Source organism: Rhodococcus sp. AC861 (genome assembly GCF_979256035.1).
In genome coordinates, this window is the sequence record NZ_CEEDMW010000004.1 from 403,949 (window position 1) to 426,684 (window position 22,736).

The window sequence follows — 22,736 nt, forward strand, 5'->3', positions numbered from 1 at the left end:
GCTCAGGATCGAGCCGTCGCCAAGGATTCGAGGCGGACGGGGTCCAGGGATTCGACCGTCTCGGCCGCGCCGGCGAAGTCGCTGCCCGTGGTGTTCTCGTTCGGGAACGCGACGCACGTGATGTCCGCCGCCACGGCCGCCTTCACGCCGCCGGCGTTGTCCTCGACTGCGACGCACGATGCCGCGGATTCACCGAGCTTGCCCAGTGCGAAGGCGTAGGACGCCGGGTCGGGCTTGCCCTGCTCGACGTCGTCGGCATCGACGATCACGTCGAAGGAGTCCGCGGAGACCTCGGGGGCGAGCGCCTCGAGCAGCGCTGCCACGTTGTCCTTGGAGGTCGTGGTGACGAAACCGACCTTGACGTCGTTCTTCTTCGCTGCGGAGATGGTGTCGACGACGCCGGGTCGCGGTGAGACGCCGGTCGAGGCGATCAACGATCGGAAAATTTCGGACTTGGTCGCGTGCACGGCGGACGCGTCGACGTCGACGCCGCGCTCTGTCGCGAAGTCCTCGATCCGGTTGGCGCCACCGTTGGATCCCAGCATCGAGATGTAGTCCTCACGAGACCAGTTCCAGTCGAGACCGTGGGTCGAGAATGCCTCGTTGAACGCTCGTCGTTGCAGTTCGGAGGTGTCGGCGAGGGTGCTGATGGAGCCGAAGAGGATTGCAGACATCGTTGTCCTTCCAGAGAACCATGGTGGGGGAGCACGGCGGCAGAGATGTCGAGATCAGGCGATGCCAGCCACTGGTGCTGTGACACCGGTCGATCGACCTGCCGAGCACGAAACTTACCCGACAGTACAGTAGTGGACTCGCCGTTCAATAGGTCTGTACTCGAAACTCGCGTAACTTCACCTTCACAGTGAGGAGGTGACGCGAACAGATGAGTAGTACCCCGGACGCTCGAAACAGAATCGGCGATCAGATCGCGGCGGAGGACGCACGCGTCTCGCGTACGCGCGCGGATGTCTCACGAGCAGCCCTGGACGTCCTCACGAACGAGGGGTGGGAAGCCGTCACCCACGCTCACGTGGCACGTGTCGCGGGATATTCCAAGACCACGCTGTACACGCACTGGCCGTCCCGGTTCGACCTCCTGGGCATGGCGCTGGACGCGATCGGCGACATGCCGCACCACGAGATGACCGGCGATGCCCGGACCGATCTGGTGGGGGAGCTGCACGAATTCCGTCGCGCCATCAGCGAGCGGCGCCTCGACCGCATCCTCATGGCCATGGCGCAGTGGGGAGCGAGTGTGGACGAGATCGGACGGATGCGGCAGCGCATCGTCGACGACGGTCAGCAGTACACGCGGCGCATCATCGGCGAGATCGCCTCGGGTCCCGATCTCGATGCCGCCGTCACGATGCTCTCGGGCGCCGTCATCTGCCCCGCCCTGATGTACGGGACGCTTCCCGACGACGCCACGATCGACGCCGCCGTCGACATCGTGCTGGCAGGACTGGGGCGACCCGAGCAGCAAGTCTGAACCCCGGCGCTACCGCCCGACCAGTTCCTCCACCCGTCGCCGCGACTCGGACCTGTCGGCCAGAGCCGCGGTCAGTTCGACGAACGCGCGCTGCAGACGCTCCTCGTCACGCTCGAGGCGCCGTCGAGCGGCAGCGATGCGGCGACGCTCGCCGTCGCGGACGTGCTGGGCCAGTTCCTGCCGCTGGACGAGCAGGAACACGTCGGGATGGGTGGGATACATGGCAGTCCTGGTGCTGATCGGGTCGTCTCGGTCGTACGTTGCCCGATCAGAGTGGCAGCGACGACCACTGCACGTCGACTGATTTATCGCGTCGGCCGAGCAGCCTCGAGCACGCCGACGACGAATCGCACCGATCCCTCGACCAGGTCGGCCCGCGGAGTCCTGTAGTCGTCCATGAGCCAGGTCAGGGCGGTGTGGCTGAGACCGCCGACGGCGGCGGTGACCAATCGGTCGGTGAATTCGGCGTCCGCGGCTTCGGGGAGAACCTGCGCTAGGTAGGACGTCATGAAGTCCCCGAACTTCCGCATCGTCGCCAGGTACGTGGTGTCGACCTGAGGGGCCACGCCGAGCACTTCGAGCCAGACGACGCGGGCCGTGGTGCGGTCCTGTACCGCGGCGAAGAAGCCGTCGAGGCCGCGGCGGACGAATTCCGACGTGTCGGCGCCGGGCGGCGCCGTCGACAACGCGGTGGCCGCAGCGTCGGTCAAGGTGTCGATGCACTCGAGGTAGACAGCGACGAGGAGGTCCTCCATCGTCGGGAACAGCTCGTAGAAGTACCGGTCGGCCACGTGTGCGTCGCGGCAGATGCCGCGGACCGTCGACGCCCGGAATCCGACCGAACCGAAGGATTGCCTGCCCGCGTCGAGAATCTGACGTCTCCGCCGAGCCGTGCGTTCGTCGGGGCTCTGGCCGCCGTAGGTGCGCGGTGCGCGAGCCTGTTCTGTCACCCGGCCATTCAACCGGTAGCGGCGAGTCCCCGCGACGTTCCCCCGTCGACGGCGACGCAATGGCCCCCGGATCGTTTCGCGCGATACATCGCGGCGTCACCGCGGCCGACGAGATCGGCCACCGTGGACGTCAGTCGCCTCCTGTCGGACAGCAGCGCCCTGGTCGCCGACATGGCCAGTCCGACGCTCGCGGTCACGGTCGGGCCCGCCGCGTTCCCCGCGACGACGTCGCGGACCGCACGGGCGGTCCGCAGAGCGTCCAGCGCATCGTCGTAGAGGTCGAAGATCAGGAACTCCTCACCGCCGTGCCGGGTGATGACGGCGGTGGGACCCGCGGCTGTGACGAGGCCGCGCGCGACACGGATCAGCACCTCGTCCCCGACGTTGTGCCCGAGTTCGTCGTTGATGCGTTTGAACTTGTCCAGATCCAGGATGATCACCGCGGCGACCGGCCGCTGATCGTCCGTCCGCGCGTCGTCGGCGAGGACCCGCAGCCGGGTCTCGAGACCACGTCTGTTCGACAGACCCGTCAATGGATCGAACAGCGACATGTCCGCGTCGACGCGGATGAGGTGGACGCCCAACTCGATGGTCAGCGGGACGACCACACCCACGACCGTCAGCATGACGGCCTTCGCGGCACCGATGGCCAGGTCGAAGGCGGGATCGAGGACCACCCGCACGGACAGCAGTGCGATGGAGAACGCGCACCACGCCACGTGCGCGACCAGAACTCTAGGACCCAGGAGGAAGGTCGCATAGGTGCCGAGCAGGACCAGCAATCCGGCACCGCTGAGGCCGGCGAGCGTGTTGGAGTCGAGGAAGCAGACCAGCGTGATCGCGATGTCGGAGAAGGCGAGGAACGCGATCGATTCCCGGAACGACGGCCAGTCCGCGACGTTCCATCGGACCGCCCAGGCGATCCCCAGGACGATCACCGTCACGACGACGATGCGGTCGACCGTGCCCTGAGCGCCGGACGGTGATCCGAGTGAGAGCAGCGCGATGGCCGTGAGAACGATCGTCAGGAGCGAGACGAAGACGCGGATCCAGCGACCGAGTCCCCGGGACTCGACGAACATACGCAGGAGGTGAGTATCGCGCTGGGAATCCCAGCACTCCCTCACCAGCGCGCGCAGCGTCATGGACGGGGACGATACCCGTCATGGCTCGATCAATGGTGCAGACGACCGGATAAAAGGCCGATAAACGGGTGAAAAGACCGTTCAGGGTCGGCGGGACTCCAGATCGCGGATCAACGACCTGATCGTGCGGTCCCGTTCGAGCAGCAGGTCCGTCACCGGGTTGGCGATGCCCCGCAGTGCCGACATCGGACGCCACCGGCCGGGGATCTGGATGCGCGGGCGACGTCGTTCGATGCCGTCGGCGACGCCGACCGCGACGTCGGCGGGGTCGACAGGTGTCAGTAGCGGCGTCGGGAATGCCCGCTGGACCAGTCGTGTCGCCAGGTCGTCCCCGCCGAAGGCAACGTCGGCGATGGGGGTTGATACCCAGCCCGGGTAGAGAACGCCGGCGGTCGCTCCGGTGTGCGCCAGCTCCGCGCGCAGAGCACGTCCGATCTGCTCGACCGCGGCCTTGGTGGCGGCGTACGGCGCGTTCGCCACCCCGTTGAGATACGCGTACGTCGACGACGTGATCAGGATGTGTCCGCGGGATTCGACGACGTCGGGAAGGGTCGCGCGCACGGTGTTCCACACACCCTGCAGGTTCACCGCCACGACCTTCTCGAAGACACCGTCGGGAACCGTGGCGACGGTGTGGGCGGCGCTCCCGCTGGAGATACCGGCGTTGGCGTGGACGATGTCGATCCGACCGAAACGTTCGCGCACCGTCGCGGCCATGGCCTCGAGGTCGGCCTGCGACGTCACATCCACCCGGAGCGCCGTCGCGTCGCCTCCGATGTCGCGGGCCACGTCGTCGACCGCGGGCGCGACGTCGAGGAGGACCACCGACGCGCCGCGGCGAGCGAGTTCACGCGCCACCGCGGATCCGATGCCCCCACCCGCGCCCGTCACGACGGCGACGGCGCCTCGGATGGGGAGCCTGCTGTGTCGACCGATCATGCGACTGCGGTCCTCTCGTGGCTGGTGACGGGACGGAGACGGTGGTGGTCACGACGGAAGCGGGAGGCGAGCCGTCGATAGGTGAAGCTGAAACCGGGGAACATCGCGATGACCCGACCCGACTTCGACTGGTACCAACTGGTGCACCCGCCGGTCTTCCACACGGTTCGGGTCATCTCGCGGTGCACCATCTCCGTGTACTCGGCCTCGGCCTCGGTCGTGACCTCGATGCTGCGTGCGCCGCGGCCGATCGTGTGGGTGATCGCATCCATGATGTACCTCATCTGAGCTTCGATGACGAAGATCGCCGAGGTGTGGCCGATACCGGTGTTGGGCCCGGTCACGATGAACAGGTTGGGGAACCGCGGCACGGCCGTTCCGAGGTACGCGCGTGGGTAGTCCGCCCACACGTCCCGCAGGGTCGTCCCGTCCTGCCCGATCACGGGGTAGGAGATCACGCCGTCGGTCGCGTCGTAGCCGGTGGAGAACACGATGAGGTCGAGGTCGATGCGATGTCCGCCGGTGGTCGTGATCCCGTCGGGCGTGATCTCGGCGATGCCGTCGTTCCGGTCGTGCAGTGTCGTGTTCGGCGCGGCAATGGCCGGGTAGAGGGTGTTCGACAGGATGATCCGCTTGCACCCGATGGTGTAGTCGGGAGTCAGAGCCGCCCTGAGCTCGGGGTCGGCGACCTGGGTCTCGAGCAGCTTGCGCGCGTGTCTTTCCGCGAACAGCCACAGACCTGCCCGCGAGTACTTGAACCCGATGATCCTGGTCTCGAGCTTCCAGTAGACGGCGGCGCGTAGCGCGCGGTGCACGGGCCCGATCGTCAGGAGTCGACGCTGCCACGGTCTGAACGTGCGGTCCGGTCGCGGCATCACCCAGTGCGGGGACCGCTGGAACACGTGGAGCGACGCGACGTCGGGCTGGATCGCCGGGATGATCTGCGCGGCGCTCGCGCCGCTGCCGATGATCGCGACCCGTTTGCCCCGGTAATCCACGTCGTGGTCCCACTCGTTGGTGTGGAACCGGTCGCCGCCGAAGGTGTCCCGGCCGGGGAACGGCGGAATCACGGGCGTGCTCAACGGGCCGGTCGCATTGACGACGAACTGAGCGGAGTACTCGCCCGCGCTCGTCGAGATGTGCCAGGTGTCGTCGATCCACTCGATGCGCTCGACCGTGGCGCCCAGCACGGTGCGGTCGGCGAGCCCGTGCTTGGTCACGACGTGGGTGGTGTACTCCTCGAGTTCGTGCTGCTCGGCGAACATCCGCGACCAGTCGTAGGGCTCGGACGCGATCGAGTACAGCGGGCTCTGGACGTCGACGGCCGCGCCGGGGTAGGAGTTCTGTCGCCAGGTGCCACCGGGGAAGTCGCGTCGTTCGAGGATGACGAAGTCGTCGATCCCTCGACGAAGCAGTTCGAGTGCAGCGCACTGTCCGCCGAATCCGCTACCGATGATGACGACCGTGAAGCTGGGCACGTCGCGAGCTCCTTCCAGCATGTGATGACAGGCATCATCACACTCGGGCACCATCACACCACGGACGGGGCCGGATGATCTACTGGCTCGACCGACACAGCCCACTGCGCGTACCCCACTGGAAAGAGCCCCGATGTCCGTTGTCCCGGAGACACCCGATGTTCCCCGGTCCCTGTCCAGCCCCCTGACGCTGCCGAACGGCCAGGTCCTGCCGAACCGGATCATGAAGTCCGCGCTCAGCGAAGCTCTGGGTACGTCCGACAACGCACCCGACATCCGGCTGACACGTCTGTACGGACGGTGGGCCGAGGGCGGTTACGGCCTGCTGGTCACCGGCAACGTGATGGTCGATCATCGGCACCTCGGTGAGCCCGGCAACGTCGCGGTCGAGGACCGCCGCGACATGGACGCACTGTCCCGCTGGGCGAAGACGGCGCAGGACGGCGGCACACCGATCTGGATGCAGATCAACCACCCCGGTAGGCAGGGCAACCCGGTCACGACGGTCGGGGGCACCATCGCGCCGTCGGCGGTCGGTCTCGACATCCCCGGAATACCTGCCCCACGCGCGGCGACGACCGACGAGATCGAGTCGATCATCGAACGTTTCGCGGTGACCGCGGCACTCGCGGAGGAAGCCGGTTTCGACGGAGTCCAGATCCACGCGGCACACGGGTATCTCGTCAGTCAGTTCCTGTCACCGCTGTCGAACGTGCGTACCGACGAGTGGGGCGGCGACATCGACGGCCGCGCACGTTTCCTGCTCGAGGTGATTCGTCGCGTCCGGTCACGCGTGAGTCCCGGGTTCGCCGTCGGCGTCAAGCTCAACTCGGCCGACTTCCAGCGCGGGGGATTCAGCGAGGACGAGTCGCGCGCGGTCATCGCAATGATCGGCGACCTGCCGGTCGATCTGATCGAGATCAGCGGCGGGAGTTACGAATCGCCGGCCATGATGGGGAAGTCGGTGTCGGCGAGCACGGCATCGAGAGAGGCGTACTTCCTCAAGTATGCGGTGACCGTCCGCGACATCGCCCCGCACATCCCGCTGGCCGTCACCGGCGGCTTCCGCACCCGTGCAGGCATGGACGACGCGATCGCGTCGAGTGCCTGCCATGTGGTGGGGCTCGGTCGACCGACGGCGGTGGCTCCCGACGCGGCGCGCGACGTTCTCTCCGGTCGCATCGACACCCTGCCCAGCCCGTCGATCTCCGTCCCGGTGCCCGCCAGATTCGCCACCACGCGGTCCGTCCGGTCGCTCGACGGATTGCTCGACCTGCAGTGGCACACCGACCAGCTGCACCGCATGGGAGCGGGCAAGGAGCCGGATCCGGCTCGGCCGATCACGCGCACGCTCGTGTCGTCCCTGCAGCGCAACGGAATCGACGCGGTGCGGGCCAAACGACGAGGCCCGGCAGGAGGATCGTCACCGGCGGCGTCGTCGCGCCTGGCGGGCGTGCTGTCTCTCGTGCGTCGATACGTGGTCGGCCCGGTCGTGCGAATCGTCCGCGGCGGACGGACGTAGGGCGCGTAACCTCCCCTCAGCGAATCTCGGGGGAGATTCCTCGGCGGGGGAGGCTGTTCATGCGTGCTGTGCGAGACGACTATCGATCTTGGAGGAATCTGGGACCGGGCGGTCTGCCGGCCAATCCGCTGGGGTGGGCCTGCACGACGCTCCTTCGGCCGTTCGGCAGGGACGGGACCGTCGCGGCGGCCGACGGTGCGTCCGATCTGGACCTGCCTGTCCGCCGGGGTGAGCGCCCGGCGGTAGCGCCGCACCCCATTCCGCACCGGCAGGTGGCCCTGGATGCGGAACCGGCCACCGTCCGCGTCCTCGAACGGCACCTCTCGTCCTTCGCCGACGACTCGTCCTTCAGGACGGCACGCAGCAGGTTCGAGCGCCGAGGAGATGCGCTGTTCCTCACGGACATCTCAGCGGCACCGCCGTGGATCCGACAGGCAGGTGGAGAGTTGGCGCATGTCCACGCGGGGCAGGGCTCCCTGCACGTCGTGGCGGATCCGGGTGATGCGGAGGTCATCGTGAGCAGGGGTTGGGGTGAGCGGCATCCGCTCGCCGGCCGACGGATGCTGGGCCTGCCGTATTCCTACGTGTTCCTGTATGCGCCCCGCGACGGCGAGGACCTGTCGACTGTCCTCGCCGTCGTGGACCGCGTCGTCCGACGGGCCTCAGCGGGCGGACAGTAGACCCAGCGACTCGAGATCACGCACGTACTTCTCGATCAGATCCTTTGTCACATGCGGGATCTCACCTGCGTCGCCGAGCCCGGCCTCCTTCACCGCGGCGCGGAACACCTCGGCGGGAAGGGGGGATCCCGGGGTCGGGGTGTCCGGGTGCGCATAGGCGTGCACCAACGGGAGCACGGAATGCGTCCGTTGCGACGCCGGCAGCGCGGCGAGTGCGTCCGAGAATTCCCGGAACCACTCGTCGTGGTCGGAGATACGGCGAATGGTCCTGCCCGAGTCGACGATCCAGTCGACGACGGTGTCGAGGGACACCCCGTCGTCGTGTGGGTTGATGATGTCGAAGGTGCGGTACCCGTCGACTCCGCGGCTTCCCAGCTCGTTGATGGCCGACGCCGTGAAGTCGGCCGGCAACCCGTCGTAGTGTCCGCGCGGGCGACCCGCATCGTCCGTCGGGACGCCGGTGTCAGTGCGGTAGAACGTCTCCGGTGCTATCCCGGTCGCGATGACGGACAGGATCGTGCGGGTGAAGATGTCAGGGACGTTCAGCTGACCGGTCCACCGCGGGTGGGCGAGGATCATGTCGGATCGAAAGACCGTCACGGGTAGGTCGAACCTGTCGAACGCGGTGCGCAACAGGACTTCTCCAGCCCACTTGGACGTGCCGTATCCGTTGGCGTAGGACTCGTCGACGGGGCGGCTCGGGCTGACATCACGGATGTCCCCGTCCTCGACGAAATCGGTCACGCCGGCAGCCACGGCTACCGTCGACAGGTAGGTCACCGGCTTGATGTGGTCGGTCAGCGCCAGGCGGATCACCTCGGCGGTTCCCACGACGTTCGAGCCGAACAACTGCTCGTAGGGCAGCGCGTGGTTGACCAGTGCGGCGGGGTGCACGATGCGATCCACCCCGGTGCACAGTGCTGTCCATGCTTCGGGAGACATCCCGAACATCGGATCGCCGACATCGCCCGCGACCACCTGCAGAGTCGTCTCGGCGAGGGCCCTGTAGCGAGCCGTCAGCTCGTCGTCGCCGCTGTCGAAGGCTGCGTCGAGGCGAGCCCGGGCATCGTCGGCATCGCGACCACGGACGACACACACGAGCGTGCCGTCGACAGCAGTCATGCGTTCGAGCCATTCCAGGCACAGGAACCGTCCGAGATACCCGTTGGCGCCCGTGAGCAGAACTGTGCTCACCTCGGTGCGAACCGGGTCGGCGGACTCCGCTGCGGCCAGGAACTCCGCGTCGAAGAACGCGTCCAGGCGGAGATCGTCGGCGCGTACCTCGGTCGCCCCTCGCCCGTGGACGGACGCGAACGTCGTGGTCCCGGAATCACTGGCCACCGCCTTCTCGATGTACGCGGCCACGGCTGCAAGGTCCGAGGTCGGCGAGATGACGACGGACACCGGCACGTCGATGTCGAAGATGTCGTGCAGGACCGTCGCGAAGGTCAACGCGGACAACGAGTCTCCGCCGAGATCGATGAAGCGTGCGGAAGGCTCGACGTCGGTGTCGGCGCACCCCAGCAGTGCCGCGGCCGCCTCGGCGACGGTCTCGGCGACCGGTGCGCCGGGTCCACGGCGGCGGAGCTCGCCGAGCTTCGTGCTCTGCCCCTCGTCGATGTCGCGGTAGCGCGCCTCGAGGGCCGCGCCGTACGTGTCGGTCAGCGCAGGACGGAGCTGCTTGTTCGCTCCCGAGAGCAGACCGTTCGCCACCGTGAACGGCTCGTCGGCCAGGATGACGTCGCGGGGAATCTCGTAGGACTCGAGCTCCTCGGCACGGGCGACCCGCTGCACGGACGCCAGCACCTCACGGGCGTCGGCGCCGTCGGTCGGAACCACGACGGCCAGCAGGTACGCACGCTCGCCGCTCCCGTGCACGAAGATCTGGTCCACCGCATCCGCGGATGCGTAGATCGACTCGAGCCTGGACAACGCGACGAATTCGCCCTGCGCCAACTTCAGCACGTTCTTGCGGCGATCGAGGTACACCAGATGGTCCGGCGCTGTCTCCTCGACGACGTCACCGGTGCGGTAGAAGCCGTCGTCGCTGAGCATGTCCGCGGTCACGTCGGGCCGCTTGTAGTACCCGGGGATGAGCGAGGTGGTCTTGAGCAACAGTTCGCCGCGTGGGTGGGGTCGATCCGACGTGAGGTACCCCAGCTCGGGAACGTCGTCGAGGCGGTACTCCGTGACCGGGGGCCGCTGGACGACACCGTCGAAGAGCACCATGCCGGCCTCGGTCGACCCGTAGTTGTTCTGCACCTGCGTCTCGAGGAGCTCGGACATGAACTCGACGACCTCCGGGGACGTCGGTGCGGTTCCCACCACCGCCGAGAGGATGCGTCCGCCCAGCGTCGTGGAGCGCATGTCCGCGAGAACCTCCGAACGCACGTCGTCCGCGCTGCGGCCGGTGCGGTGCGCTTCCTTGTCGATACGCCCGAGTGCTGTCTGGCGGAGCAGATCGCAGACCCGCGGGACCAACATCGCGACCGTCGGGCGGGCGAGCGAGAAGTCTTCGAGCAGGGTGGACAGGTCACTCGACGCCGTGAAGTGCACGGTTCCACCGGACGCGAGTGTCGTGAACACGAGTGCGCGTCCGGCGAGGTGGCTCATAGGGAGGTAGTCGAGCGTGATCACGGGCGGTGTGTTCTCGCCTGCATCGTCGTCCGAGCGGCTGTACCAGTGGGCCGTGGACCACTGGCGTGCGACGATCCGCTCCGTGTGGATCGCGCCCTTCGGGGTGCCGGTACTGCCGGAGGTGTAGACGAGTGTGGCGATGCGCTCGGGATCGCCGGATTCCGCGCGCGGTACGGGAGCGGACGCCGCGCCGCGCTGCACGGCCTCGGCCAGCGTTTCGACGACGACTCCGCTGTCGGCCACCGTCTCGCGCGCTGTCCGAAGACGGTCCGCGTCGTCGTCCACCCGTGAGTCGTGATCGAGCACGACCACTCGGCGGACCGTCGGGCACGCGGCGACGATGTCGGACGCCACCGGAAGGTGCCCGCTGTCGACGACCAGGACGACCGGCTCGACCTCGGCGGTGATGTCGACGAGGCGTCGGGCGGCTGCGCCGGCTTGGAGCGGTACCGACACCGCTCCCGACCACACGGTGGCGAGCTCGGCCACCACGTACTCGGCGCTGGCGAAGCCGAGAGTCGCGATGAACGACCCGGGTGTCACGACGTCGGACACGGCGGTGGCGAGCGAGCGTGCGTCCGACCAGAGGTCGGCATAGGTGACGGTGTCGATGCGGGGGAGGAGGGACCGAACGTGGCGTCCGTCGGCGTCCTCGGCGATGTCGTGTGCACGCCGGCCGAGCGCAGGGCGTGAGGCGTATCGAGACATGACCTCGTCCACCATGCGGATCAGGTCGGGCGAGAGTTCCGTGGCTGCGTCCGAGACCGATCGGTCCGGTGCCGCTGCGCGGAACTCGTCGTCACCTGAGAAGAGCTCGGAGATGCGTTCGGAGACTTTCCGTGCCCGGTCGTGCTCCCGCGTGATGGTGCTGGTCATGATATTTCCCCCTCGGTATGCCGATCGTGTTTTATATCGTTACCCGAACTAAGAGTAGTTCGGGCGAGATGGCAGTAAACGTGATGTGTGCCATACGTAGTCCGAAAAGTCCGCTCTGCGAGGAAGATCCGTGTCGTCGCAAGTCCCGCGAATCGGGCGCGCGCGTCGGTGGCGGATACTGGTCGCGTGCCGGAGAAGATGCCGACGTCCAGGGTGGCCCGGGGCGCCGAGGTGGGTCGCCTCGTCGCGGGCCGCACCGCGCGCAACGCCACCCTCCGCATCCGGATGGCCGGCCGCACCGAGGCGCTGCGCACCGCCCTGTCGGAGAAGGAAGCCGTTCGCTCGGCCGAAAGGGTCGTGACGGTACTCGGCGGTCTCCGAGGCGCGGCGATGAAGCTGGGCCAGATGCTGTCGACGCTCGACCTGTCCTTCGTGCCCGACGAGCACCGCGAGGAGTTCCACCGCAAGCTCGCAGACCTGCAGAGCAGGGCTCCCTCGGTGTCGTTCGCGGACATACGGCGGGTCGTGGAGGCCGATCTGGGTGCACCGATGTCCACGTTGTTCGCCCACATCGACGAGGAACCGTTCGCGGCGGCGTCCATCGGACAGGTGCACCGCGCAGAACTTCACGACGGTCGGACCGTTGCGGTCAAGGTGAAGTACCCCGGCATCGACGAAGCTGTCCGCGCCGACCTCAAGAACCTGTCGTTCTATCTCAAGCTGCTGCCGACGAGCATCCCGATGCTGTCCTCACGTGCGGTCGTCGACGAGTTGCGGCGCAATCTCGAGGCCGAACTCGACTACGTCACCGAGGAAGCGACGCACCGGCGGGCGGCCGCTCTCTATCGCGAGCATCCTCACTTCTTCGTTCCGGACACCGTTCCAGAGCGTTGCGGTTCCGCGGTCCTGACGACGGATTTCGTCGACGCGGTGTCGTTCGAGGACATCCGGGCGATGCCGGCCGACGTCCGTGATCGTGTCGGAGAAACGGTGTTCCGCTTCTACATCGGGTCGCTGCACACACTCGGCGAGTTCTGCGGTGATCCGCACCCGGGGAACGTGCTGCTCTCGAAGGACGGCCGCGTCACCTTCATCGACTTCGGGCTCTATCTGAGAATGACTCCCGCGGATGTCGCCTTCGAGCGGGACTGTCTGCGTGCGGCCGTCGAAGGGCGGGGAGACGACCTGCTGGCCGCGATGTCCTCGCGCGGAATACTCGACCCCGCGGCGAGGGTCACGGGGCAGGACTGCCTCGACTATGTCGAGGCTGCAGCCGAATTGAGCCTCACCGACGAGCAGGTGACAGTCACCCCGGAGATGGCGGGGGCATGTTTCCTCCTTGCCGTCGATCCCCGCTCCGGGAACTTCGGTGAGATGACGAAGCAGTGGCTGCCACCGGAACACGTGTTCTCACGGCGCGCGGATTTCCTGACGTTCGGCATCCTGGGCCAATTGCGGGCCACGGGCAACTGGGGCCGGATCGCACGAGAATGGCTCTACGACGAGGCTCCGGCCACGCCGATGGGTGTCGACATCGCAGAATGGTCTGCCCGGTGGAGGTGAAGGACCGCATTCTCGCGGCTGCCGTGTCCCGCCTCGAGACCGGCGGCGTCGATTCGGTGTCCGTCAGTTCCGTCGCCGAGCAGGCGGGGGTTTCTCGCCCGACGGTGTACGCGCACTTCGGAACTCGCGATCTGCTGCTCTCGGAGGCACTCCGCGTCGTCAGTGGGCGAACGGTCACCGCCGTCGTGGAGGCCGTGGCGGACGCGAAGTCTCCGTCGGAGTTCCTCGTCGAGGCGATGGTCGCTGCTCGATCGAGCTTCCGCTCCTCGCCTGCATTCGCGCCGTTGGTGCATCCGCGCCCCGGCTCGGTCATCTCGGACGAGACGGTGTTCGCTCCCGCGGTCCTCGCCATGGCGTCGGCCTTCCTGGCGCCGGCGCTGGTCGACGTCGAGCCTGCGGAGCACGACGAGATCGCCGATCTCTGCATCCGTCTGTTCCTGTCCCTCATCCAGTTGGACAGCGCGGCAACGCGATCCGACGAGGATCTCAGGGGCTACCTGCGGCGACGGCTCCTTCCCTCGTTGCACCTCCGACCACACGCTTGACAATGTTGTCACTTCTGTAAAAGCTGTAAGCAATCCGGGGGGATCACGATCCGGGGGACTGATCAGCGCTCACGAGGCGCGACGCTGTCGAACTGTCACGCCTCGACCTCTGGAGCCTCATGCTCACCCACGACCGACGTACGTTCATCACGGGCACTCTTGCTGCCGTGGCCTTCGCGAGCGTTGCCCGCGCCGTTCCTGCCGGTGCCGTTCCCGCCGACTCTGCTGCCGCCGGGTCGGTGCCGCCGAACTTTCCGGCCGGGATCGCGCTGTTCCGCCAGAAATATCAGAACTGGTCGAAGGAGATCGTCGTCGACGGTGTCTGGACATGCTCACCTCGACACGCGGACGACGTCGTCACCCTCGCGGACTGGGCGGTCGAGCACGGCTACCGGCTCAGGCCTCGCGGCGCGATGCACGGGTGGACGCCTTTCACCATCGAGGTGGGGGAGGACCTCAGTCGAGTGGTGTTGGTGGACACCATGACCGGGATGACCGAGGTCTCCGTGGACGTCGAACGGTCCACCGTCACGGCGGGAGCCGGCGCCACTCTGCACGCCATCCTCTCGGCGTTGGAAGCTCACGGCCTCGCGTGGTCGAGCGTGCCCGCGCCGGGGGTGCTGTCCATCGCCGGAGCGCTCGCGGTGGGAGCGCACGGTGCGGCATTGCGCGCGACGGGAGAAGTCGGAGCGCCCGGTTCGACGCTCGGCTCGCTGAGCAATCTGGTGACGTCGATGCGGGTGATCGCCAAGGGTAGCAACGGTTTCGAGCTTCGCACAGTGGCACGGGGCGACGACGACGCACCGGTATTGGCTACCCATCTCGGCCGGGCGTTCGTCACCGAGGTGACTCTGCAGGCACACGAGCTGGTGCCCATGCGATGTCGGAGTTTCACCGACATCGGCTGGTCCGAGATGTTCGCACCCGCGGGGTCTCCCGGTCGAACCATGGAGTCGTTCCTCGACAGCGCCGGGCGTGCGGAGGCGATCTGGTATCCGTTCACGGACACGCCGTGGCTCAAGGTCTGGTCCCTCGCCCCGATGCGACCACCGGGTTCGCGACAGGTGACGGAGCCGTACAACTATCCGTTCTCCGACACTCTGCCGGAGGCCGTCTCGGACGTCATCGGTGCCGTCGTCTCCGGCCGCACCGACCTGACACCCGGACTCGGCAGGATGTTCCTGGCGGCGACCGTGGCGGGCTTGGCGGCGACCGCGTCGTCGGACATCTGGGGCAATCCCAAGAACGTGCAGTTCTACATCCGTCCGAGCACGCTTCTGTTGACGGAGGGCGGTGGTGCGGTGCTCACGTCGCGAGCGAACGCTGCCACTGTCGTCCACGACTTCACGCAGTGGTTCCGCGCGCGGGTGGATCACTATGCTGCGCGCGGTCGGTACCCGATCAACGGTCCGGTCGAGATCCGGTGCTGTGGACTCGATCAGGAGGACGACGTGCTCGTGGAGTCGGCAGGGGCGCCGACGCTGTCCGCCATGCGTCCGCGGCCGGATCGTCCGGAATGGGACACGGCGATCTGGTTGAACGTGCTGGGCATTCCCGGTACGCCCGGAATGTTCGCCTTCTACCGGGAGATGGAGCAGTGGATGCGTCAGCGCTTCGATGGGGTCGATTCGGTGTTCCGACCGGAGTGGTCGAAAGGGTGGGCGTTCTCGGAAGACCGGCCGTACGAGGATGCCGAGGCTCTCGGTAGCGCGATCCCGCAGTCGTATCGCGACGGGTACGAGGGGGATCGCACGTGGGACACGGTCGTCGACGTCGTGGACCGCCTCGACCCCGATCGGGTGTTCTCCAATGCCTTCCTCGACCGTTTCGTCCGGTAACGGAGTGAGCCGCACCACAACTTCGGTCGGGAGTTGGTTCGGTGAGCGGGTGGGAACGTACGTTGAACCAGTTGGTTTAAATCAACTGGTTTAACTTCGACGGCTGATGGAGCTCGTGATGACGACATCCCCACCCACCTCTCTCGACGAGGACGTGACCGGCACCGGTCGGATCGTCGGCGTTCTGGCATTCGCCGGCATCACGGTCGCGCTGATGCAGACGTTGATCATCCCGATCGTCCCGCAACTCCCGACGCTCGTGAACGCGTCCGCCGCGAACACCGCGTGGGCCATCACCGCGACTCTGTTGGCAGGTGCGGTCGCCGTGCCGGTCACGGGACGACTCGGCGACATGTTCGGCAAACGCCGACTGCTGCTGGTCAGTCTCGCTCTGCTCGTGGCAGGGTCCGTGGTGGGCGCCCTGGCCACCAGCCTGATTCCGCTCATCATCGGCCGTGCGCTGCAGGGTCTGGCGGCCGGTGTCATTCCCCTGGGCATCTCGATCATGCGCGACGTCCTGCCGAGCCGGAAGCTGCCCGGATCCATCGCGCTGATGAGTGCGTCGCTCGGAGTCGGTGGAGCGCTGGGACTTCCGGCCGCCGCGGTCATCGCCGAGTACGCCAGCTGGCACTTCCTCTTCTGGACCGCCGCGGCTCTGGGGCTGATCGTCACGGCACTCGTCGTCGCCGTGATCCCCGAGTCGGATGCACGGACCGGCGGTGCGTTCGACTTCGGCGGCGCCGCAACGCTGTCGGTCGCGTTGGTGACTCTGCTGCTCGGCATCTCGAAGGGATCCGACTGGGGATGGACGAGTGCGCGCACACTCGGACTGCTGGTCGTGGCCGTGGTGGCGTTCGCTGCGTGGGTGACGTGGGAGCTGCGTTCACCGCAGCCGCTGGTCGATCTGCGGGTCTCGATGCGTCGACAGGTGCTGTTCACCAACGCCGCGTCCATCATGCTCGGCTTCGCCATGTTCGCGCTCAGTCTCGTTCTGCCGCAGATTCTCCAGCTTCCCGCGGCGACCGGAGTCGGCCTCGGCAAGTCCGTTCTGGTGGCCGGTCTGGTGATGGCGCCGTCCGGCCTCGTGATGATGGCGGTCGCGCCGTTGTCGTCGCGGATCACCACCACGCGCGGCCCCAAGACCACCTTGATGGCGGGCGCCGGTGTCGTCGCCGTCGGCTACCTCGCCGGCATCGTCCTGATGGGCGCCGTATGGCAGCTGGTCGTGGTCTCGCTGATCATCGGCGCAGGAATCGGCCTGGCGTACGGCGCCATGCCGGCCTTGATCATGTCCGCCGTTCCGGCGACCGAGACGGCCGCGGCGAACAGCTTCAACACGCTCATGCGTTCTCTCGGAACGTCGTTCGCCAGCGCTGTCGCCGGAGTGATCCTGGCATCGATGACCGTGACACTCGGCTCCGCGCAGGTGCCCACCCAGAACGCGTTCCGCGTCGTGATGGCCGTGGCCGCAGGGGCCGCTGTGCTCTCGGTTCTGCTGGCGTCGTTCCTGCCCGCCCACGGTCGTACGGACGACGCGGCCTCGGACGTGGTGGGCGGTCCGGTCGACGCGCACGGCGTCCGACCGGTCCAGCCCGTCGACTGACTACGCTCTTCAGTCGTGACCAGGGTCCGCACGGCGCGTTCGGAGAGCACACGCGAAGCGATCCTCGATGCTGCCGAACGCCTCTACGCCGAGAACGGCGTGGTGTCGGTGTCCAACAGGCAGGTCGGAGATGCGGCCGGTCAGGCGAACAGTGCGGCTGTCGGGTACCACTTCGGCACCAAGGAAGACCTCGTCCGGGCCATCGTGGTGCGGCGATCCGCGGGGGTCGAGCAGTTCCGGGCCTCGCATGTCGCCGCCCTCGGTGACCGCCCCGACCTTCGCGGGTGGGTGTCGGCACTCGTACGGCCGTCCACCGAGTACTTCGCCGACGTCGGACACTCCACCTGGTACGCCCGGTTCGCCAGTCAGGTGATGACGGATCCGACGCTCCGCACGATCCTCGTGGAGGAATCACTGTCCTCGCCGGGTTTGCGCGAGACGGTGGACGGCGTGAACTCGTGCCTGCCTCCCATGCCCGTCGACGTGCGTGTCGCCCGAGGCGGAATGGCTCGGACGTTGCTCGTCCACGTCATGGCCGAGCGCGAAGCTGAGATCGCCGCGTCCGACGGAGACCGCGCCGCACTGTGGCGGGCGAGCGGGACCGATCTGGTCGACGCCATCGTCGGAATCTGGCAGGCGACCGCCACGAGGTGACCGGTCAGGTGTGCGAGCTGCCGGTCTCGATCAGGAGCACCCCGGCGATGATCAACACGATTCCGGCGGACATCGTCCTGGTCAACGGTTCGCCGAACAGCAGACGGCTTGCGATCGCGGTGACGGCGATGCCGGTCGCCGCCCAGATCCCGTAGGCGACCCCGATGCCGAGCCCCGCCGACAACGTGAGGGCGAGGAAGACGAAGGACGCGAGGTAGCCGGCGACGACCACGGCGTACAGCGCGCGCCTGCCGTGGACGGCGACTCGCAGCGAGAGGGTGGCCGTCACCTCCGAGGCGATGGCGCAGGCAAGCAGCAACCACATCACGGCTGCGGTGTCCGTGCGCGATGCGATCCCAGTTCCACCACGACCACCCCGGCGATCACCAGCGCGAGGCCGAGGATCGTCACGACGGTGAGCTTCTCGTCGAAGATGACGCTCGACAACGCCGCTGTCGATGCCACTCCGATCGCACCCCAGACTCCGTACGCGACTCCCAGCGGCATGCCCGCGCGGAGCACGGCACCGAGCAACACGAACGATGCCACGTATCCGACCACCACCACGGCGTACCAGGGCGGTGTCGTCACCGCCGCCGCGAGCGCGAGTGAGCCCGTGACCTCGCTCGCGATGGCGAGGACCAGCAGAAACCATGGACGCACGGGTCCATTGTCACACCGGTCCTCGGGCCGAGGCGTCGCACGTGTCACAGCTGCGGCGCCGACGTGTCCGTCCGTCCGCACACTTCCCGTGACGCTTGGTACCTGATAACCTCTGTCACAGTTAGTCACGGACATGCACCCGCCCCACGGAAGGACGACGCGATGACCAGCACACTCGACACCGATCTCACGACCTCGAACATGGAGGACGTCTCCGCCCGGTTGCTCGATTCCGTCGCCGCGCTGTCCTACGACCCGATGCAGGAGGTCGACTGGGAGGCCCCTCTCGACCCGGAGCAGTTCGGTCTCAACCCCGAGTGGAGCACCCTCTACGGCACCGATCTGTGGAAGGAGATGACGCCGGAGCAGCGCGTCACTCTCACTCGCCACGAGGTCTGCTCGATCATGAGCACGGGTATCTGGTTCGAGATGATCCTGCAGCAGATGGTGCTGCGCGATCAGTACTGCGGCGACTACTCCTCGTCCGACTTCCAGTTCGCTCTCACCGAGATCGCCGACGAGTGCCGTCATTCGCTGATGTTCGCGCGCGCCTGCAGCACCATGGGAATCAAGGCCTACGTCCCCCGCCGGTTGAGCGTCGAGCTCGGTCGCGGCTTCAAGACTCTCGCCGTGTCGGAGGCCGCGTACGGCGGCATCCTGGTGGCGGAGGAAGTGCTCGACGTCATGCAGCGCGACTGGATGCGCGGGGAGAACGTCCTGCCGCTGGTGCGCACGACGAGCAAGATCCACGTCGTCGAGGAATCACGCCACATGACGTTCGCGCGTCAGCAGATGCGCGAGCACATGGACGGCATCTCCACCGCCCGACGCAAGTCCGCCGCGCTGCTCATCGCTATCGCAGCACGCGTCATCGTGTCCAACATGGTGAACAAGGACGTATACGCCGCCGCCGGTCTGGACACCGATCGCGCGGTGCGCGAGGCGAAGAAGAACACCCACCATCACGTGATGATGCGTACCAGCAGCCAGCATCTGATGGCGTTTCTCAGTGACTGCGGTCTGCTGACGAAGCCTGCTGCGGCTGTGTACCGCACCATCCACATGGTCTGATACCTCCATGGCCTTCGCGATCACCCAGAACTGCTGCAACGACGCATCGTGTCTGTCGGTGTGCCCGGTGAACTGCATCCATCCCACACCGGACGAGCCGGACTTCGGGAAGACCGACCTGCTGTACATCGATCCACGGACCTGCATCGACTGCGGGGCGTGCGCCGATGCGTGCCCGGTGGATGCCATCACCCGAGTCTCGCGGCTGTCCCCGTCCCAGCAGGTGTACGCGGAGCTGAACGCCGACTACTACAAGGACCGGCCGGTCGACCACGCCTGGGGCGCACCGGTTTTCCCGCCCGCCGACATCGGCAAGGTCGCGCTGCGACGGGTCGCGGTGGTCGGCACCGGGCCTGCCGCGTGCTACACCGCGACAGCCCTACTGCGACAGACGGACGCGACCGTCACGTTCTTCGACAGACTGCCCAACGCGGGTGGATTGGCGAGATACGGTGTGGCGCCGGATCATACGAGTACTCGCCGGATCGGTGAGCACTTCCGCTCCCTCTTCGTCCACTCCCGCGTGACGATGCGGATGGGCGTGGAGGTCGGGGTGGACATCACCCCGGAGCAGTTGTCGGCCGAGTTCGATGCCGTCGTCTACGCGGTGGGTGCCGATCGCGACAGAGCGCTCCCGCTGGGAGACGAGTCCGTCCCCGTGAGCGCCCGCCTGCTCGTGGGCTGGTACACGGGACACCCGGATGTCGCGGCCGACGCGATCGATCTGAGCGGAGTCGAGCGTGTCGTCGTGATCGGCAACGGCAACGTCGCTCTCGATGCAGCACGGATTCTCACGGCCGATGTCGACGACCTCGTCGGCACGGACATCTCGCCGCACGCGCTGGCAGCGCTGCGGAACAGTTCCGTCTCCGAGGTCACCGTGCTGGGCCGTCGTGGGCCGGAGTTCGCCGCCTTCACCCGCTCCGAATGCCAGGCGCTGGTCAGCCGTCGTTCGGTTCCCGTGGTCGTCGACGGGCCGGACGACATCGTGTCTGCTCTCGGTTCTCTCCCGATGTCCGCATCGGCATCCCCTCTGGCCACGGTGCCGGTGGCGTCTGTGCCGGCGGCCTCCGAGACCGCACGACGGATCGTGTTCTCGTTCGGACGGACACCGGTGGCGATCCGGCACGACGGGGGTGTGCGCGGACTGGACGTTCGCGACGCCGACGGCACGCGGACGATCGCGGCCGACCTCGTTCTGCAGGCGACCGGGTACCGCGGATCACCGTTGCCCGGACTTCCCTTCGACGAGGACCGCGGAACGGTGCGCAACGTCGACGGACGAGTGATCGGTGAGGACGGCGAGCCACTCGCGGGCGCGTACGTGGTCGGCTGGGCGAAGCGCGGTGCGTCGGGCGGGATCGGCGACAACAAAGCCGACGCGGAGCGCACCGTCGACCTCCTCCTCGCGGACGCTCTCGCCGACTCGTCCACGACCGCGTCGACGACGCGTCGCTCGGTCTTCCGGCGTTCCACGCGGAAGTAGCCGACACGCCGGAAGCCATCCGTCGACAATGGATGCCGCACCCCGAAACGGGGTGCGGCATCCTTTTTTGTGGCAACCGACCGGTTTCTTCGGACGTGACAGTGCCCATTCGCGCCGCGAAACGCCCTCGGACCATTCGTGTCTTTTCACGAAATTTGGTCCGTTTCACTGGCTCAACTCTGCAACCTGTCACTGAACTGTCCGGGAATACGAGCGAGTAACTCGGGTACTGCACCAGAATCGAGTTATTGACCTGCGGTTCGTTAACGGCCCGCGAAAAGGGCAGCGCCACCTGCGCGTACGACTTTCGGGGCGGAATCCACTTTTCGCGCCGGAAGCGGGACAATCACTGTGTGGATTCGTCGTCCGGCGGGTCCGTGGTCTGTTGGTCGGGGCGCCGGACGGCGGTCCGACAACTCTTTCTCGAGAGGTGTCCGATGACGACGACACTGCTAGCCCCTACTCGGCTCGTGACGCGCGGTCGCTCACGGCTCGCCGATCGTGATAGTGGAACGGTTCTGGTGATGAGCACTCCGTCGGAGGATCGCGCTCTCTGGAACGACTACCTCGACTGCGCCAAGAAGTCGTACGAGCGTCACGGAGTGGGTGTCGCCCTGGACTTCGAGCGCGTCGAGGACGGGGTCGACACCGCCGTGTTCTACGCGGCGGTGGACCGTGCCGGACGCGTCGTCGCGGGTGTGCGCGGGCAAGGCCCGTACATCAGCGCCGAGCAATCGCATGCGCTCGTCGAATGGGACGGCAACTCCGCGAAGTCCGATGTCGCCGATCTGATCCACGGTCGTCTTCCGGACGGTGTCGTCGAGATGAAGACGGCGTTCGTCTCGTCCGACGCCGACCACCCGGGAGCATTGTCCGCGCTGCTCTCCCGCACGGCGCTTCCGACGATGGTGTTCACCGGTGCTCGGTACGTGATGGCCACGGCGGCCGACCACGTGTTGCGTCGGTGGGAGTCCGGCGGTGGCCGGGTGGCCGAGAACATCGCTCCTGCCGCCTATCCCGACGAGCGGTACCGCACGCGCATGATGTGGTGGGACCGCTACATGCTGGCCGACCACGTCAGCGACGACGTCTTCACACGCATCCTGCACGAGACCGAGACGTTGACCGGACGAGACCTGATGATTGCTGCCTGATCGCTCTGTCGCCGGGCAGGAAACAGTCCGATCGAGCGACCGATTGCCGACAACGATGTTCGGTAAGGCTAGTGTTCGGGTGCGACAACGGTCGCCGCCACGTGCGTCACCTGTACCCCCGACCCGTGTCTGCCGAGCAGACCGTGAGGAGTTCTGCGAGATGTTGGTCCCGTTCATCGCCAAAGCGGCATCGACCGTCGTGACCGGCGTCGTCGGTGTGGCCGCCTACAACGGCGTCAAGAAGGTCGTCGACCGCGCTCCGCTCCGCGAAGCGGCCGTCCGCGCTACCGAGGTCGGCTTGCGCGGGGTGCGCAAAGCCGAGGTCAAGGCGGAGTCCGCACGCCTCGCCGTCTCGGATGTCGTCTCCGAGGCGAAGGACCGACTCGGGGAGGAAGCGCGTCCGCCCGCCGCGTCCGACGTCGGCCACGGCCACGATCACTGAG

The 22,736-nt window shown here is 67.2% G+C and carries 21 protein-coding genes; 12 read left to right on the top strand and 9 right to left on the bottom strand.

The window, feature by feature from the left end; genetic code table 11:
- Positions 1–2 precede the first annotated feature (2 nt).
- Positions 3–674 (bottom strand): HAD family hydrolase, encoded by a 672-nt coding sequence (locus tag AC0IX4_RS15400; RefSeq protein WP_042573673.1) that lies wholly within the window; start codon positions 672–674, stop codon positions 3–5.
- Positions 675–883: 209 nt separating this feature from the next.
- On the opposite strand from AC0IX4_RS15400, the gene AC0IX4_RS15405 reads away from it, so the two are divergent.
- The gene (locus AC0IX4_RS15405) at positions 884–1,489 is read left to right on the top strand and encodes a TetR/AcrR family transcriptional regulator (protein ID WP_471829733.1); all 606 of its coding nucleotides are present in this window, start codon (positions 884–886) and stop codon (positions 1,487–1,489) included.
- Positions 1,490–1,498: 9 nt separating this feature from the next.
- Here the strand turns inward: AC0IX4_RS15405 and AC0IX4_RS15410 are convergent, their stop codons facing one another.
- The 5 genes from AC0IX4_RS15410 to AC0IX4_RS15430 all read right to left on the bottom strand — a co-directional run bounded on the left by AC0IX4_RS15410 (position 1,499) and on the right by AC0IX4_RS15430 (position 6,001).
- A complete protein-coding gene (locus AC0IX4_RS15410) occupies positions 1,499–1,711 on the bottom strand; it encodes a hypothetical protein (RefSeq protein WP_471829734.1) in 213 nt (70 codons plus the stop codon).
- Positions 1,712–1,794: 83 nt separating this feature from the next.
- Positions 1,795–2,439, bottom strand: coding sequence for a TetR/AcrR family transcriptional regulator (locus AC0IX4_RS15415; protein ID WP_471829735.1), 645 nt, complete (start codon positions 2,437–2,439; stop codon positions 1,795–1,797).
- Positions 2,440–2,447: 8 nt separating this feature from the next.
- A complete protein-coding gene (locus tag AC0IX4_RS15420; protein ID WP_471829737.1) occupies positions 2,448–3,584 on the bottom strand; it encodes a GGDEF domain-containing protein in 1,137 nt (378 codons plus the stop codon).
- An 81-nt stretch (positions 3,585–3,665) separates the two neighbouring features.
- Positions 3,666–4,523: an SDR family NAD(P)-dependent oxidoreductase gene (locus tag AC0IX4_RS15425; protein ID WP_056069837.1), complete on the bottom strand. Its 858-nt coding sequence runs from the start codon at positions 4,521–4,523 to the stop codon at positions 3,666–3,668.
- Entirely contained in the window at positions 4,520–6,001 is a 1,482-nt protein-coding gene (locus AC0IX4_RS15430) for a flavin-containing monooxygenase (RefSeq protein ID WP_471829739.1), read from the bottom strand. Before AC0IX4_RS15430 ends, AC0IX4_RS15425 begins: the two co-directional genes overlap by 4 nt.
- Positions 6,002–6,134: 133 nt before the next feature.
- Here AC0IX4_RS15430 and AC0IX4_RS15435 point away from each other — a divergent pair, with 133 nt between their 5' ends.
- Together AC0IX4_RS15435 and AC0IX4_RS15440 are read left to right on the top strand one after the other, a co-directional pair.
- Positions 6,135–7,523, top strand: coding sequence for an NADH:flavin oxidoreductase/NADH oxidase family protein (locus AC0IX4_RS15435; protein ID WP_471829741.1), 1,389 nt, complete (start codon positions 6,135–6,137; stop codon positions 7,521–7,523).
- Between the two features lie 59 nt (positions 7,524–7,582).
- Entirely contained in the window at positions 7,583–8,203 is a 621-nt protein-coding gene (locus tag AC0IX4_RS15440; protein WP_471829744.1) for a luciferase domain-containing protein, read from the top strand.
- Here the strand turns inward: AC0IX4_RS15440 and car are convergent.
- Positions 8,186–11,716, bottom strand: a complete 3,531-nt coding sequence (gene car, locus AC0IX4_RS15445) for a carboxylic acid reductase (protein ID WP_471829745.1) — start codon at positions 11,714–11,716, stop codon at positions 8,186–8,188. The two genes, AC0IX4_RS15440 and car, sit on opposite strands and share 18 nt — an antisense overlap.
- A 186-nt stretch (positions 11,717–11,902) precedes the next feature.
- Between car and AC0IX4_RS15450 the strand changes: the two genes are divergently transcribed.
- From AC0IX4_RS15450 to AC0IX4_RS15470, 5 genes are all read left to right on the top strand, one after another.
- Complete coding sequence (locus AC0IX4_RS15450) at positions 11,903–13,279, top strand: ABC1 kinase family protein (protein ID WP_471829747.1); 1,377 nt, start codon at positions 11,903–11,905, stop codon at positions 13,277–13,279.
- A complete protein-coding gene (locus AC0IX4_RS15455; protein ID WP_471829749.1) occupies positions 13,270–13,824 on the top strand; it encodes a TetR/AcrR family transcriptional regulator in 555 nt (184 codons plus the stop codon). The genes AC0IX4_RS15450 and AC0IX4_RS15455 overlap by 10 nt, the downstream gene beginning before the upstream one ends.
- A gap of 119 nt (positions 13,825–13,943) precedes the next feature.
- A complete protein-coding gene (locus AC0IX4_RS15460) occupies positions 13,944–15,662 on the top strand; it encodes a cholesterol oxidase substrate-binding domain-containing protein (protein ID WP_471829751.1) in 1,719 nt (572 codons plus the stop codon).
- 118 nt (positions 15,663–15,780) lie between these two features.
- Positions 15,781–17,265, top strand: coding sequence for an MFS transporter (locus tag AC0IX4_RS15465; protein WP_471829753.1), 1,485 nt, complete (start codon positions 15,781–15,783; stop codon positions 17,263–17,265).
- Between the two features lie 15 nt (positions 17,266–17,280).
- On the top strand, positions 17,281–17,919 hold the full coding sequence (locus AC0IX4_RS15470) for a TetR/AcrR family transcriptional regulator (protein ID WP_471829755.1): 639 nt from the start codon (positions 17,281–17,283) through the stop codon (positions 17,917–17,919).
- A gap of 4 nt (positions 17,920–17,923) precedes the next feature.
- Here the strand turns inward: AC0IX4_RS15470 and AC0IX4_RS15475 are convergent, their stop codons facing one another.
- Positions 17,924–18,244, bottom strand: coding sequence for a DMT family transporter (locus AC0IX4_RS15475; protein ID WP_156388317.1), 321 nt, complete (start codon positions 18,242–18,244; stop codon positions 17,924–17,926).
- The gene (locus AC0IX4_RS15480) at positions 18,244–18,582 is read right to left on the bottom strand and encodes a DMT family transporter (RefSeq protein ID WP_042573663.1); all 339 of its coding nucleotides are present in this window, start codon (positions 18,580–18,582) and stop codon (positions 18,244–18,246) included. The genes AC0IX4_RS15475 and AC0IX4_RS15480 overlap by 1 nt, the downstream gene beginning before the upstream one ends.
- A gap of 162 nt (positions 18,583–18,744) precedes the next feature.
- Here AC0IX4_RS15480 and AC0IX4_RS15485 point away from each other — a divergent pair, with 162 nt between their 5' ends.
- The 4 genes from AC0IX4_RS15485 (at position 18,745) to AC0IX4_RS15500 (ending at position 22,735) form a co-directional block, all read left to right on the top strand.
- Positions 18,745–19,653: an AurF N-oxygenase family protein gene (locus AC0IX4_RS15485; RefSeq protein ID WP_042573662.1), complete on the top strand. Its 909-nt coding sequence runs from the start codon at positions 18,745–18,747 to the stop codon at positions 19,651–19,653.
- Between the two features lie 7 nt (positions 19,654–19,660).
- Complete coding sequence (locus tag AC0IX4_RS15490; RefSeq protein WP_471829756.1) at positions 19,661–21,139, top strand: FAD-dependent oxidoreductase; 1,479 nt, start codon at positions 19,661–19,663, stop codon at positions 21,137–21,139.
- Between the two features lie 524 nt (positions 21,140–21,663).
- Positions 21,664–22,293 (top strand): hypothetical protein, encoded by a 630-nt coding sequence (locus AC0IX4_RS15495; RefSeq protein WP_052493147.1) that lies wholly within the window; start codon positions 21,664–21,666, stop codon positions 22,291–22,293.
- A gap of 160 nt (positions 22,294–22,453) precedes the next feature.
- Positions 22,454–22,735 carry a DUF1490 family protein gene (locus AC0IX4_RS15500; RefSeq protein ID WP_042573660.1) on the top strand — a complete coding sequence of 94 codons (282 nt, stop codon included), beginning with the start codon at positions 22,454–22,456 and terminating at the stop codon, positions 22,733–22,735.
- Position 22,736: the final 1 nt, after the last annotated feature.

Excerpts from the sequence above, each read along its gene's own strand:
- AC0IX4_RS15400 (WP_042573673.1), bottom strand. The coding sequence starts at position 674 with ATGTCTGCAATCCTCTTCGGCTCCATCAGCACCCTCGCCGACACCTCC.
- AC0IX4_RS15405 (WP_471829733.1), top strand. The coding sequence starts at position 884 with ATGAGTAGTACCCCGGACGCTCGAAACAGAATCGGCGATCAGATCGCG.
- AC0IX4_RS15410 (WP_471829734.1), bottom strand. The coding sequence starts at position 1,711 with ATGTATCCCACCCATCCCGACGTGTTCCTGCTCGTCCAGCGGCAGGAA.
- AC0IX4_RS15420 (WP_471829737.1), bottom strand. The coding sequence starts at position 3,584 with ATGACGCTGCGCGCGCTGGTGAGGGAGTGCTGGGATTCCCAGCGCGAT.
- AC0IX4_RS15425 (WP_056069837.1), bottom strand. The coding sequence starts at position 4,523 with ATGATCGGTCGACACAGCAGGCTCCCCATCCGAGGCGCCGTCGCCGTC.
- AC0IX4_RS15435 (WP_471829741.1), top strand. The coding sequence starts at position 6,135 with ATGTCCGTTGTCCCGGAGACACCCGATGTTCCCCGGTCCCTGTCCAGC.
- AC0IX4_RS15440 (WP_471829744.1), top strand. The coding sequence starts at position 7,583 with ATGCGTGCTGTGCGAGACGACTATCGATCTTGGAGGAATCTGGGACCG.
- car (WP_471829745.1), bottom strand. The coding sequence starts at position 11,716 with ATGACCAGCACCATCACGCGGGAGCACGACCGGGCACGGAAAGTCTCC.
- AC0IX4_RS15460 (WP_471829751.1), top strand. The coding sequence starts at position 13,944 with ATGCTCACCCACGACCGACGTACGTTCATCACGGGCACTCTTGCTGCC.
- AC0IX4_RS15465 (WP_471829753.1), top strand. The coding sequence starts at position 15,781 with ATGACGACATCCCCACCCACCTCTCTCGACGAGGACGTGACCGGCACC.
- AC0IX4_RS15475 (WP_156388317.1), bottom strand. The coding sequence starts at position 18,244 with ATGTGGTTGCTGCTTGCCTGCGCCATCGCCTCGGAGGTGACGGCCACC.
- AC0IX4_RS15485 (WP_042573662.1), top strand. The coding sequence starts at position 18,745 with ATGACCAGCACACTCGACACCGATCTCACGACCTCGAACATGGAGGAC.
- AC0IX4_RS15490 (WP_471829756.1), top strand. The coding sequence starts at position 19,661 with ATGGCCTTCGCGATCACCCAGAACTGCTGCAACGACGCATCGTGTCTG.
- AC0IX4_RS15495 (WP_052493147.1), top strand. The coding sequence starts at position 21,664 with ATGAGCACTCCGTCGGAGGATCGCGCTCTCTGGAACGACTACCTCGAC.
- AC0IX4_RS15500 (WP_042573660.1), top strand. The coding sequence starts at position 22,454 with ATGTTGGTCCCGTTCATCGCCAAAGCGGCATCGACCGTCGTGACCGGC.